This is a genomic window from Streptomyces rapamycinicus NRRL 5491 (genome assembly GCF_024298965.1).
Lineage (GTDB): Bacteria > Actinomycetota > Actinomycetes > Streptomycetales > Streptomycetaceae > Streptomyces > Streptomyces rapamycinicus.
This window is the reverse complement of the sequence record NZ_CP085193.1, coordinates 5,644,676-5,657,727: the sequence shown is the minus strand read 5'-3', so window position 1 is coordinate 5,657,727 and position 13,052 is coordinate 5,644,676. Positions and strand designations below refer to the sequence as shown.

Genomic DNA, 13,052 nt, shown 5'->3' with positions numbered 1-13,052 from the left:
TAGGGCGTGCCGTACGGGGCGTCGGCGTGCGGGGCGCCGACGTGCGGCGCTGTCTGCGCCGCTTCGTACGGTGCGTCCCCGTGCGGGGCGTCGTCCTGCGGTGTCCCGTGCGGTACGCCGTGTGATGCCTCGTGCCGCGCTCCTTGCGGCGCCTCGTACGGAGGCGTGGCCGGTCGTGGTTCGGGCGGCTCTTGCGGGGGCGGGGACTGATGCACTCAACCGACCCTAACGAAAGGGGGAGGGGGACTCAGGGGTTATGCCCATCCCCTTGCGGTCGTTATGTGTCGTTGCGGCGGAAGACCAGGTCGTGGACGAGGTGCCCCTTGTCCAGCCCCTGGCCCTCGAACTTGGTGAGCGGCCGGAAGTCCGGGCGCGGGGTGTAGCCGCCGTCGGCCTGGGAGTTGTCGAAGGCGGGGCTCGCGGCGAGGACCTCCAGCATCTGCTCCGCGTACGGCTCCCAGTCGGTCGCGCAGTGGAGCGGCGCACCGGACTTCAGCCGGGTGGCGGCGAGCTCGATGAACTCGGGCTGGATGAGGCGGCGCTTGTGGTGCCGCTTCTTGGGCCAGGGGTCGGGGAAGAAGACCCGCAGCCCGGAGAGCGAGGCGGGGGGCAGCATCTCGCGGAGGAGGATGATCGCGTCGCCGTTGGCGACCCGGACGTTGTCCAGGCCGTTCCGCTCCGCGAGCGCGAGCAGATTGCCCTGGCCGGGGGTGTGGACATCGGCGGCGAGGATGCCCGTGCCGGGGTCGGCGGCGGCCATTTGCGCGGTGGCCTCCCCCATGCCGAAGCCGATCTCCAGGACGACGGGGAGGTCCGGGCGCGGGCCCGCCTCTGTGGCGAACAACTCACCGAGGTCGATACGGCTCAGCCCGTCGATGTCCAGGCCCCACTGCGGCCACAGACGGCGCAGCGCCTCGCCCTGGCCCGGGGTCACCCGGCCGCGGCGGGGGCGGAAGGAGCGGATGCGGCGCTCGTGGTGCGAGCCCGCCGGGTCGGCCGCGGGGCCGCCGGGGAACATCGGCTCGCTGCGGTCACGGGGGGCGGGCAGGCCGCGCTCCATGTGGGAATCGGGGGCGGTGGGCTTCTCGGACACAGTGCTTCGATTCTACGGGCGTGGGCGTGGGCGTGGGCGTGGGCGTGGGCGTGGGCGTGGGCGGGGAGGGTCTGCCGTGCCCGACCCGGTGGGGGTGGGTGGCCGGGTGCTGCCCGGGCCTCGGCGGTTGGGCTCGGCCGTACGGTGCCGCTGGGTTCGGCCGTACGGCGGCGGGGTTCGGCTCCACCGTACGGTGGCGGTTGGGCTCGGCCCGTACGGCCGTGGCGGGTCCCGGCCCGTGCCTCGGCGGTTCGGCTCGGCCGTACGGCGGCGGTTGGGTTCGGCCCTGTGCCTCGGCGGTGCGGCCCGGCCCTTACGGTGGCGGTCCCTGGTCCGTACGGTGGCGGTCCCCGGCCCGTACAGGCGCAGGCCCGCAGGACCCGGCCCGTACCCGGCAACGGCCCCCGGCCGTACGGCGGCGGTGGCCCCGGCCGGATGGGGACCGGCCCCTACCCCCTCAACCCCACCCGCCCCGTCACCCCGTCCGCAGGGTCTCCAGCACTCGCCGGGCGACCTCGCGGCCGATCGGCAGGGAGGCCGTGGCCGCGGGCGACGGGGCGTTGAGCACATGGACGATCCGGGGCGACTGCGAGATGAGGAAGTCGTCCACGAGCGTGCCGTCCGGCAGCACCGCCTGTGCGCGCACGCCCGCCGGGGCCGCTATCAGATCGTCGGCCGTCACATCCGGCAGCAGCCGGCGCACGGCGTCGGTGAAGGCGCGCTTGGACAGGGAACGCCGCAGCTCACCCGCCCCGTACCGCCAGTGGCGGCGGGCGATCCGCCAGGAGCCCGGGAACGCCAGCGTGCCGGCCAGCTCCTGCGGGCGCACCGTATGCCAGGCGTACCCCTCGCGGGCGAGGGCCGGCACCGCGTTGGGCCCGATGTGGACGCCGCCGTCGATGCCGCGGGTCAGATGGACGCCGAGGAACGGGAACGCCGGGTCGGGCACCGGGTACACCAGACCGTTCACCAGCGAGGCGCGGGAGGGCACCAGCTCGTAGTACTCACCGCGGAAGGGCACGATCCGCATGCCTGGGTCGTCGCCCGCCAGCCGGGCGACGCGGTCGCAGTGCAGCCCCGCGCAATTGACCAGGGCCCGCGCGCGCAGCACCGTGCCGTCCGCCGTGCGCACCGCGACCGCGGAGGGGCGCCGGCCTATGGTGCGCACCTGCGCCCCGTACCGCACCGAGGCGCCCGCGTCCTGGGCCAGCCGGGCCAGCCGGGCGGCCACCGCGCCGAAGTCGCAGACGCCCGTCGTACCGACATGGATCGCGGCGAGGCCGCGCACCCATGGTTCGTACTCCGCGATCTGAGCGGGGCCCAGCTCGCGCACCGGAATGCCGTTCTCCCTGCCGCGCTGGACGAGGCCGTGGAGCCTCGGCAGCTCGGAGCGCTCCGTGGCGACGATGAGCTTGCCGGTGACCTCGTGCGGGATGCCGTGCTCGGCGCAGAACTTCACCATCTCCGCGGCGCCGCGCACCGCGAACCGCGCCTTGAGCGATCCCGGCCGGTAGTAGATACCGCTGTGGATCACGCCGCTGTTCCGCCCGGTCTGGTGGCGGGCCGGGCCCGCTTCCTTCTCGAGCACGGTCACGCGGGTGCCGGGCGCGGCGCGCGTGATCGCATACGCCGTCGACATGCCGACGATCCCGCCCCCGATCACCAGCACGTCGCAGTCCAACGCCGTCACGCCATGTCACCTCCCCACGCGCCACACCGTCCAGTCGCCCGACCGTCGATCCCTATCATGACCTGCGCCACTGACAAGGGCCCGAAACCCATGTGAGGACTAGGGCCCGGGCTAGGTCCACCGGTCATGTGGATCGATTCATGCCGAATCGGCCATTCCGGGCGACTCGGCTCTGAATTGCTTATTCCGGGCTGCTTTCGCGTCGCTGCTCATCCCCGGTCGTTCACCACTCATCGCGGTCGCTCGCATCCGATCCCGTACCGCGCGCATCCGATCCCATTTCGCGTGCATGCGATCCCTTGCCGCGTGCGCCCGCTCCCATGCCGCGCGCATGCGATCCCATGCCGCTCACGCCGGGGTCACCAGCAGCGGCCGGGCCTGTTCGCGCAGCTCGGCGACGCGCGGCTCGTCGCGGTACGCCTCGAGGCGCCGCATCAGGTCGCGCACATACTCAGTGGTGCGCGCGGACGAGATCCGGTTGGCGACCTCCACGGCGCGGGCGCCCGCCGCACAGGCCGCGTCCAGATTGCCGGACTCCAGTTCGGCGACGGCGGACACCACGAGCCGCAGCCCGTGCGACCGTACGAACTCCTCCGTCGGCCGGGCCAGCGCCTGCTCGGTGAAGCGCCGCACCTGGCGCGGCAGCCGGAGATCGCGATAGCACTCGGCGGCGTCGGCCGCGAACCGCTCATGGCTGTAGAAGTCGAGCCAGGACGGATCGGGGTCGCCCGCCCGCGAGCGCTCCAGCCAGCCCTCGGCGGACTTCAGGGCCGCCCCGCAGGCGGGTCCGTCCCCGGACTTGGCCTGGGCGCGCGCCTCCACGAGCCGGAAGAAGCTCATGGTGCGTGCGGTGGCCAGGCCGCGGTTGCGCTCCAGGGCGGCCTGGGCCAGGTCCACGCCCTCGTCGGCGAAGCCCCGGTAGGTGGCCTGGAGGCTCATCGACGCCAGCACATAGCCGCCCAGGGGGACGTCGGCCGCGGCGCGGGCGAGGCGCAGCGCCTGGATGTAGTACCGCTGTGCGGCCTCCTGCTGGCCGGTGTCGAAGGCCATCCACCCGGCGAGCCTGGTCAGTTCGGCGGTGGCGCCGAAGAGGGAGCGGCCGACCTCGTCGCTGTACGAGCCGAGCAGCAGGGGCGCCGCGTCCACCCGGAGGCACTCGGGGACCATGGAGGAACGCCAGTCGCCGCCGCCGTACTTGGAGTCCCAGCGGCGCGCGTCCTCGGCGGCCTCGCGCAGCTTGGTGACGTCACTGTGGCCGACGCGCTGCGGCGGTATGGCGTCCGGCGCCGCCGCGCCCGTGGTGCTCGCGGCGGTGGTTCCGTCCTCGGCGTCCTTGGGTTCGCGGGCCACCGAACTGTCGGCGGGGGATATGAGCCAGCGCGAGGCAGGGGTGGCGTACGCGCTTACTGAGAAAGATCCGGCCAGGCTCTGCCAGATGCCGACGCCACCGCGCCGACCCGCGAGATCCAGCCGGTAGAGCTCGGTCGCGGAGCGGACGGCCTGGCCGATGTCGCGCGGGAAGGCAAGCCCGACCTCGGGGGCCGGGTCGGCATCGGCCAGGCCGATTTCGTGCAGGGGGACGGGGCGGCCGAGTTTGCTCCCGATCGCAGCCGCAATGAGGTGTGGCGCGGCGCCTTGGGGCACCATGCCCTTGGACACCCAGCGCGCGACGGATGTCTTGTCGTAGCGAAGCGTCAGGCCACGCTGGGCGCCGAGGTCGTTGACTCTGCGCGCGAGCCCGGCATTGCTGATCCCAGCGAGGGCGAGAACGGTGCCGAGCTTTTCGTTCGGCCCGCGTGGCTCCCTGGACATGCGCACCCCTCGACAGCACCGACGGCCGCCCCGGCATAAGCGCGGGGCATTCGTAAACCCAGCGTAGTTCGCCGCATCCCGACCGTTAAGAGGTGGTGTCCCGGATGGCGAGATTCTTGTACGAACGGGCGTGCGGGGCGTGACGTGTGCTCCCGGTGTGTGTGGCTGTGCGCCCGGGTGTGCGCTCTGTCTCAGTCGCGGCGGGGACGTTTCGATGGGTCCTGCGTGGGTCGGCCCGCTGTACTGGATCCAGTGGGCTGGGGGACGCCGCCGCCTCATTCCCCGCGGGTGGCGGAACGGTCCGGGAGGCGAATGCCGCCTCCCGGACTGTCGTGTCGGGGGCGCGAGAGGCGGAAGTTGAGTCCGTACAGGTCGTCCGCAAGACCAACGAGAGCGCCACGGCAATTTGGCTGAATATCGACCCTCACGGCCGGGCTCCCGCGTCGGGCCGGGGAGGGGGAGGCCCGACGCGGGAAGCCCTCTTCCGCGTAGATCGCGCCCGGATTCGGGAGGGATTCCGCCCAGTTCTCCCCCGGAGTGGTGAGCTGCCTAGCACATGCCGCGGATGTCGCCGCGCGCGGTGGCCGTCGCGGCACCGGTCGGTAAGGCCCCCGTGTGGTCTGCGGATTGGCGCTCGGGCGGCGGTCTTTCCGTGCGCCCCTTCGTGCGCCTTTTGTGCGCTGCTCCGCACACTCATCGATGCCCTTGCGCTCTTGTGCGCCCCAATCGTGGCAGCATGGGCCATGGCGGAACGGTGGGTCGCTACCGGCGGTGGTTCCCTCGGCGGGCTCCTTACGGATGCCTTTGTGAGAGGCGCCACCCCCCGGGATCAACTCTGCGATTCCTGCGGTCATCTGTGGTCACAGGACATCCAGGAGATCCATGTTGTTGTCTGGTTCGATGCCGAAACCGTCAACATGCTGTGCATGATGGCACCTACTTCTTGGTTGCCCTGGATGCCCACAGCCTGTGGAGGCGGCGATGCGGTGGTTGGTGGGGTGGAGCAGTACCGCATCCGGCCCGGTCTCCTCGGAGGGCCGTGCGATCCAGCCGGTCGGTGCCCAACTCCTGTGGTCCGAGCCCGATCCGCTGTGGGCGGTCGGCGACTGGCGCCCCGATGAAGTACGCGTCGTCCAGACCGACCCCTTCACCCGCCTCGCGGTCTTCGGCTGCTGCGGCGCCTCCGACGAGGAACTGCGGGTGGGACTCTTCGCCGCCCGCGGCGGCGCGCTGCGCCATCTGACCGCCTGGCCCGGCAGCTACACGGCCGTGGCCCAGGTCGGCCGCCGCGTCACCATCGTCGGCGACCTCGCCGGCGCCCGGCCCGTCTTCCACACCGACTGGGGCGGCGGCACCGCCTACGCCACGGCCGCGCTCCCGCTCGCCGACCTCATCGAGGCCCAACTCGACGTCGGCCACCTCGGCGCGCTGCTCGCCTGCCCCGACTCCCCGGAGGCCATGGGCGACGGCACGCCCTATATGGGCGTCAGACGCGTCCCCCCGGGCCATGCGCTGATCCTGCGCGACGGCGCCCGCGACATCACCGGCTACGAGCCCACCGCGTCCCTCGCCGTCGCCGCGCCCCCACTCGACCAGGACAAGGCCGTGGACGCGGTCCGGGACGCCCTCGTGGAGGCCGTACGGGCCCGGCTCACCGCCCCGCGCCACGCCCCCGAGACCGAAGACCTCGACCCCGGCCCGGTGCCCGGCATGGGGCCCGCCGAGCGGCGGGCCGCCCGCGGCGCCCCGGCCCCCGGCATCGGCGCCGATCTGTCCGGAGGCAGCGCCTCCGCCACGCTCGCCCTGCTCGCCGCCGGTCTCCCCGGAATGCCCGGCACCCTCTTCGGGCACGGCACCGAGGCGGGCGAACGGCTCCTGGCCGTCACCTTCAACGACCTCGCCACGGCGGGCGGCGCCCGCACCCGCGAGGCCGAACTCGAACGGGCCGGAGCCATCGCCGCCAATCCACGGCTGCACCATGTGGTCGTCGCCGCGGGCGAGGACGCCCTGCCGTACGCGGGCCTCGACACCGGCGCCCTCACCGACGAGCCCGGCCCCTCCCTCGTCATCGCCGAACGCCACCGGCGCCGGCTCGCCGCGGGCAGCGCCGACCACTTCATCGGGCACGGCGCCCGCCAGGCGCTCGACGCCCACCCCGCGCGCCTCGCGGACCTGCTGCTCGACCGCCGCAGACGCCATCTGCTGCGCCCCGCGACGGCGCTCGCCAAGGCCGACGGCCCCTCCGCGCAGTCCTTCTTCGTGCCTTTCACGGTCTACCGTGCCGCCCGCCGACTTGCCCGCACCTCCTACCGCGACGGCGTCCAGGAGGCCGCCGCGCGCCTTATGGAGCGCCACTTCATCGACGAACAGGCGCTGCACGGCCCCGGCGCCGTATCCGCCTCACTCGCCGCCCTGACGTGGTGCCGCCCCGGGCCCGCCGCCCGCTGGCTCACCGGGGAGACGCTCGCCGAGGTGTCCGTCCGGCTGGAGGAGGCGGCCGTGCGCCCCGTGCTGCTGCGCCGCCCCGGGGAGCGCCGCGCGGACGCCGCCCTCGCCCGCTACGCGGCGGACCACCGCGTCTTCGAGCAGGCCGCCGAGATCCGCAGCCAGCGCCTGCACGCGCCCTTCCTCGACAACCAGGTCGTACGGGCCTGCCGCGCGCTCCCCGAAGCGCTTCGGGTGCAACCGGGGGCGCGCGCCGCGGTGCTGCGTTCGGTCCTCGCCGGAGCGGGCATCCGGGAGCTTCCCCCCGGCTGGGGAGCCACCTCCCACGCCGCCCACACCGCCGCCGTACGGACCGGCATGCGTACCTGGACGGGCGAGCTGATGACTCTCTTCGACGCGCCGCTGCTGGCCGACGCGGGCCTGATCGAGGCCCGTGTCGTCCGTAAGGCGCTGCGCGCCGCCGCACAGGGGGAGCGGCTGCCCCTGGACGGCTTGGCCGAGCTCGTCTCCACCGAAGTCTGGCTGCGGCGCCTGCTGGCCCGCCGCGGCACCTGCTGGACGGGCACCGCGGCGCCACGCCAGCGGGCCGTGGCGGGCGGAGTGGTGCCGCGGCCGAGCCTGTGACGGCTTCCGCACCGAGGCGGCACGAGGCCGCCTTGTGACCTCTCGCCCCGGGGAGTCCTACGGGACATGGCCCCTGACGCCCAGGAAGCCGGGGTGCTTGCCCCCAGCGCTCAGGGAGCCGGGGTGTCTGCTCCGTGCCCTCAGGGAGCCGGGACGCTTGCCGGGCGCCGGAACTCGGCGTCCTCACGGGGAACGAGAAGCCGGCGTTCCTACAGGGGACGAGAAGGCCGGTGTCCTTACGGCGGACGAAAACGAATGGCCCCCTCCGCCGCCGCTCCGCACCATCTCCCCAGCGGCAATCCGCAACCTAGGAGAATGGCCCTGTGCGGTATCTGATCCTCGGCACCACCGAAGCGCGCGACGACCACGGCGACCCGCTCCCCCTCGGCGGTCCCCGGATCCGCGCGCTGCTCGCCGCGCTCGCCGTAAGGGCCGCACGCACCGCCCCGGCCTCCGTAGAGGTCCTGATCGACGAGGTGTGGGCCGAGGACCCTCCGCATGACGCGCCCGCCGCGCTCCAGGCGCTCGTCGGCCGGTTGCGCCGCGCCATCGGCAGGGACGCCGTGATCTCCTCACCCGGCGGCTACCGCCTCGCGACCGCCGCGCCCCAGGACGACGTCGACCTGTTGCGCTTCGAGCGGCTGACGCACGAGGGCATACGCGCCCTGGACGCCGACGACCTCGAGACGGCCGCCGCCACCCTCCGTAAGGCGCTCGCCCTGTGGCGCGGCCCGGCCCTCGCCGACCTGCCGGACCGGGACGCGGCCGCCGCCCGCCCCGAGGCGCTCCGGCTGACCGCGCTGCACCGCCGGATCGACGTGGACCTCGCGCTCGACCGCCCTACGGATGTCATACCGGAGCTGCGCGAGCTCGTCGCGGACCATCCGCTCGACGAGACGTTCCACGCCCAGCTGATCCGCGCGCTGCGGGCGGCCGGTCACTCCGCCGACGCCCTCGCGGCGTACGAGGACGTCCGCAGGATCCTCGCCGACCGCCTCGGCACCGACCCGGGAACCGAGCTCAAGGAGCTCCACAGACGGCTGCTGACGACGGACGCCGAGTCGACCCTCCAGGAGCCGCGCGGCGGGGAGCCCACCGCGCAGGCCGCTCCGCCGAGGGCCGACGGCCATGAGGGGAGCGGGGGCGGAACCCGGGCGGACGGTACGGCGATCGACGGCCGCGGGGCGGCCAGGGGCGCGTTCGGCGGCCGGGCCGGGGGCGGAGGTGCCGACGGCGGGGCGGGAAGCCGCGTCGACGGCCGGGAGGCGGGCCCGCGCACCGCCGTGCCGCGGCTGCCGCACGGCAACCTCAGAGCCCGCCTCACCAGCTTCGTCGGTCGCCAGAATGAGATCGGCGACATCCTCCGCGACCTGGAGGGCGCCCGGCTGGTCACCCTCACCGGCCCCGGCGGCTCAGGTAAGACCAGGCTCTCCGAGGAGGCCGCCGGGGCCTTGACGGACGGCTACCCGGACGGCGTCTGGATCGCCGAACTCGCCCCGCTGGACCAGCCCTCCGCCGTCCCCGGCGCCGTCCTGAGCGCGGTCGGCCGCCGCGAGACCATGCTGCTCGCCTCCGGGCTCGAGAGCCGTACCACGGGCGCGGACGGCGGGGATCCGACGAGTCGGCTCGTCGAGTACTGCGCCGACCGTCGGCTGCTGCTCCTGCTCGACAACTGCGAGCACGTCATCGACACCGCGGCCCGGCTCACCGAGACCCTGCTCGCGCACTGCCCGGGGGTGACCGTGCTCGCCACCAGCCGGGAGCCGCTGGGGGTGCCCGGCGAGACCATAAGGCCGGTGGAGCCGCTGCCGCCCGCCCCCGCCCACCAGCTGTTCGCCGAGCGCGCCGCCACCGTACGGCCCGGCTTCGACCCGGCGGCGGACCCGGGCACGGCGGCCGCGGTCGCGGAGATCTGCCGCCGCCTGGACGGTCTGCCACTGGCGATCGAGCTGGCCGCGGCGCGGCTGCGATTGCTGACCCCACGCCAGATCGCGGACCGGCTGGACGACCGCTTCCGCCTGCTGACCAGCGGCAGCAGAACCGCGCTGCCCCGCCAGCAGACCCTGCGGGCCGTCGTCGAGTGGTCCTGGGACCTCCTCGACGAGCGTGAGCGCACCATGCTGCGCCGTGCGTCGGTCTTCGCGGGCGGGTGGACCCTGTCCGCGGCCGAGGCGGTGTGCGCGGACACCCCGCCCGGCGCGAGCACCCTTACGGATGGCACGGACAGCGCGGACGGCATGGACGGCATGGACGGCACGGACAGCGGCGGCACGGGTCACACGGACGGCACGGACGCCGATGGCGTCATCGAGGAAGGCGTCGGCATTCGTGACGCCCTTACGGATGCGACGGCGGGCACGTCGGCACTGGGCGACACGGTTGCGTACGCCGCGACGCGCGCCCCCACGCGCTCTCATACGCGCCCCCAGGCCAGGATCGCGCCCGTCGAGGTGCTGGAACTGCTCGGGGCGCTGGTCGACAAGTCGCTGCTGATCGTCGACCATCCGTCGCACGGTCCGGCGGCGGAGTCCTCCGGCCCGGCGGGCGGCGAGCCCCGCTACCGGATGCTGGAGACCATCAACGAGTACGTCGGTGAGCGCGCCACCGAGGACGCCGCGGCCCGCACCGACAACAAGGCCGCCGTGGCCCGTCACACCGCCCACTTCCGGGACTTCATCCGCACCGCCGAGCCCCGTCTGCGCTCCGCCGGACAACTGCCCTGGCTGCGCCTCGTCGAGACCGACCTCGACAACATCCGGGCAGCGCTGCACCGCTCCCTGACCACCGCCGACGAGGGCACCGTCTTCGCGCTCATCCGCGACTTGGCGTGGTTCTGGTGGCTGCGCAACTACCGGGACGAGGGCGCCGCATGGGTCGGCCGTGCCCTGGCCCTGGAGAGCCGCGCCCATGGCACGGACGGCGAGGCGGATCGGGCACCGGGCGGCGGCCATCCCCTCGACCAGTTCCCGCTCATCCCGGCCCGGGTACCGGACGGCGAGGACGGCGTCGACGATGAAGCCACCCGGTACTGGCAGTTCATGGACCTGCGGCTGCTGCTCTTCTTCCTGCTCGCCGAGCAGGGCACCGGCCCGGATCTGGGCGATCCCGAGACCCGGGACGCCGCGGTACACATGCGCGACGCCTACGCGAGCCATCCAGGGCCCCGCCGCGCGTGCTTCCCCGGTCTGCTGTGGCCGTTCACGGCCTTCGTCATCGAGGGCTTCAGCGGCGAGATGCTGCCGCTCATGGACCTGACCGTGGCCGACTGCCGGGCATACGGCGACGACTGGGCGCTCGGCGTCTCGCTGATGTACCGGACTCACCTCGCCATCGACATGCCTGGCGGCGTCGAGAGCGCCGGCGACGACCTGGCCGAGCTGCGCGAGCTGGCCGCCCGGGTCGGCGACCGCTGGATGCTCGCCCAGGTGGAGGGCGCGCGTGGCGAGATCGCCACCCATCGCGGCCGGTTCGAGGAGGCGAGGGCCGCCTATGAGAGGGCGACGCGGCTCGCGCAGGAGCTCGGCGCCCACACCGAGGTGCCGTTCCTCTACACCCGCCTCGCCGACCTCGCCGTCCACGGGAGGGATGTGGAGGGCGCGCTGAGGCTGGTGGAGCGCTCAGAGGAGGAAGCGGAGCGCTGCGGCACCCAGGACGTGCTGGCCTTCAACGACATCGTGCGCAGCGAGGCCGAGCTGGTACGCGGTGATCTGGCGCGGGCCAGGACGTATTGCGACGCCGCGCGAGAGCGTGCGCTGCGCGGCACCTCGCCACCGCAGTTCTGGGTCGTGGCCAACGGCCTGGAGGCCCGTATCACCGGCCTGGAGGGGGATCTGGCCGGCGGACTGCGCAAGCTGCGGAACACGCTGAGCGAGGGCCTCGCGGTGAACTCCATGGAGCTGCTGCTGGCCCATCAGGCGGAGTCGGCGGCAGAGCTCCTGGCGGGATGCGGGCACGAGGGGCTCGCCACGCGGCTGCTGGGCGCAGCCGACGGCTGGCGCGGTCGGCTGCCGCGCTCACCGCTGGTGGCCGGGGACGTCGGCGCGACCGCGGCGCGTGCGAGCGAGGCGCTGGGCCAGGACGCGGTCGAGAAGCTGCGCACCGAGAGCACGACTCTGGCCCCCGAGGAGGCCCTCCGCCTGCTCGACGAGGCGCTGAGCTCTCTCGACGTCGGCGATGCCGATGCCACTGGTACCGATGCCACTGCCCCTGACGCCGCCGATGAGCAGGCCGACTCGGCCGCAACCGCCGACCGGGCCGCCACCGCCGACGTGGCCCCCAAAGCCGCCGACCGGGGCGCCGCACCGCCGCCCGCCCGCTGACGCGGGCACGAGCAGCAGGCGCGACGCCCCGGCCGACCGTCATATGTCGTCACTCGTACGGAGGAGGCGAGACGCGCCGCTCACCCCCTGGAACCGGCGCGCGAAGACGAGAACGCGTCCCGCTCCGGAGCCGACGGCATCACCCCATGGGGCGTGACCGCAGCCCGTCCAGCAGGATGTCCAGCAACCGGGCCGAGGCCGCCGCCTGCTGTGCCGCGTCCGGCAGCGATGGCGCCGCCGTGGCGATCACCAGCAGCACATCGGCGACCGTGACATCCGGGCGAAGCTCACCCGCGGCCCGTGCCCGCTCCACCAGCTGCCCGACGACCTCCAGCAGCGCCGCGGCGCCCGCGTCGTCCGGCTCGTCCTCAGCGACCATCGGCCGCTCGACCAGCCGGAGCTCCGGCTGAGCCGGTGCGGCTAACGCCGCCTGCCGCTGCTGCGGCAGCCGGATCTCGGTCTCGACGTCGACTCCGACCCGCAGCACCTGCGGCGGAAGCAGCCGGCCCGCGCCGGACGCCACCGAAGTACGCAGGAACCGGGCCAGCGCCGACCACGGCTCGTTCTCCTGACCCAGCGCCGCTCGCGCCTGATCGGTCAGCCTTGCCGTCTCCTCCTCGGCTATCCGGCGCACCAGCACGTCCTTACTGGGGAACCGCCGATAGACGGTGCCCACCCCTACCCGCGCCCGGCGCGCCACGTCTTCCATCGGAGCCCCGTACCCCAGCTCACCGAAGACCTCGCGCGCCGCCCGCAGGACGTGCTCCAGATTGCGCTGCGCGTCCACGCGCAGCGGTGTGTTCCGTCCGCCGTTTCCGTCCGACGACGCGACGGCTGCGGACCATGACGAACCCTGAAGGTGCATAAGTGATCCCCCGGTAATGATGTCTCCCCCCGGAGACTCCCCGCCCAGACTGTCGAGGCAGTCACAACCCCGACGAAGTACGAACATAGTTGAGCGCAGGTCAAGAAAGAAGAGGGTAGCTCGGGACAGAACGCCCCCCGATCAGAGCAGCAGACCACCTCTTTCCGGCTATCCGCCCGCTTGCCCCCACCTATCCCGGGGCTG

At 73.6% G+C, this 13,052-nt stretch carries 6 protein-coding genes; 2 read left to right on the top strand and 4 right to left on the bottom strand.

Going from position 1 to position 13,052, the window contains the following annotated elements:
• Positions 1–277: 277 nt before the first annotated feature.
• The 3 genes from trmB to LIV37_RS23355 all read right to left on the bottom strand — a co-directional run bounded on the left by trmB (position 278) and on the right by LIV37_RS23355 (position 4,595).
• Positions 278–1,060, bottom strand: coding sequence for a tRNA (guanosine(46)-N7)-methyltransferase TrmB (trmB, locus tag LIV37_RS23365; protein WP_121825315.1), 783 nt, complete (start codon positions 1,058–1,060; stop codon positions 278–280).
• A gap of 508 nt (positions 1,061–1,568) precedes the next feature.
• A complete protein-coding gene (gene lhgO / locus LIV37_RS23360; protein ID WP_020869563.1) occupies positions 1,569–2,783 on the bottom strand; it encodes an L-2-hydroxyglutarate oxidase in 1,215 nt (404 codons plus the stop codon).
• 348 nt (positions 2,784–3,131) lie between these two features.
• Positions 3,132–4,595, bottom strand: a complete 1,464-nt coding sequence (locus tag LIV37_RS23355; RefSeq protein ID WP_020869562.1) for an NsdA family TPR-like regulatory protein — start codon at positions 4,593–4,595, stop codon at positions 3,132–3,134.
• 981 nt (positions 4,596–5,576) lie between these two features.
• Here LIV37_RS23355 and LIV37_RS23350 point away from each other — a divergent pair.
• A complete protein-coding gene (locus LIV37_RS23350) occupies positions 5,577–7,664 on the top strand; it encodes an asparagine synthase-related protein (protein ID WP_020869561.1) in 2,088 nt (695 codons plus the stop codon).
• A 323-nt stretch (positions 7,665–7,987) separates the two neighbouring features.
• On the top strand, positions 7,988–11,983 hold the full coding sequence (locus tag LIV37_RS23345) for an AfsR/SARP family transcriptional regulator (RefSeq protein WP_020869560.1): 3,996 nt from the start codon (positions 7,988–7,990) through the stop codon (positions 11,981–11,983).
• 139 nt (positions 11,984–12,122) lie between these two features.
• On the opposite strand, the gene LIV37_RS23340 is transcribed toward LIV37_RS23345, so the two are convergent.
• Positions 12,123–12,848 (bottom strand): TetR/AcrR family transcriptional regulator, encoded by a 726-nt coding sequence (locus LIV37_RS23340; RefSeq protein WP_044572074.1) that lies wholly within the window; start codon positions 12,846–12,848, stop codon positions 12,123–12,125.
• Positions 12,849–13,052: the final 204 nt, after the last annotated feature.

Coding starts and splice junctions, on each gene's coding strand:
- trmB (WP_121825315.1), bottom strand. CDS start 1,060: ATGGAGCGCGGCCTGCCCGCCCCCCGTGACCGCAGCGAGCCGATGTTC.
- LIV37_RS23340 (WP_044572074.1), bottom strand. CDS start 12,848: ATGCACCTTCAGGGTTCGTCATGGTCCGCAGCCGTCGCGTCGTCGGAC.
- LIV37_RS23350 (WP_020869561.1), top strand. CDS start 5,577: ATGCGGTGGTTGGTGGGGTGGAGCAGTACCGCATCCGGCCCGGTCTCC.
- LIV37_RS23355 (WP_020869562.1), bottom strand. CDS start 4,595: ATGTCCAGGGAGCCACGCGGGCCGAACGAAAAGCTCGGCACCGTTCTC.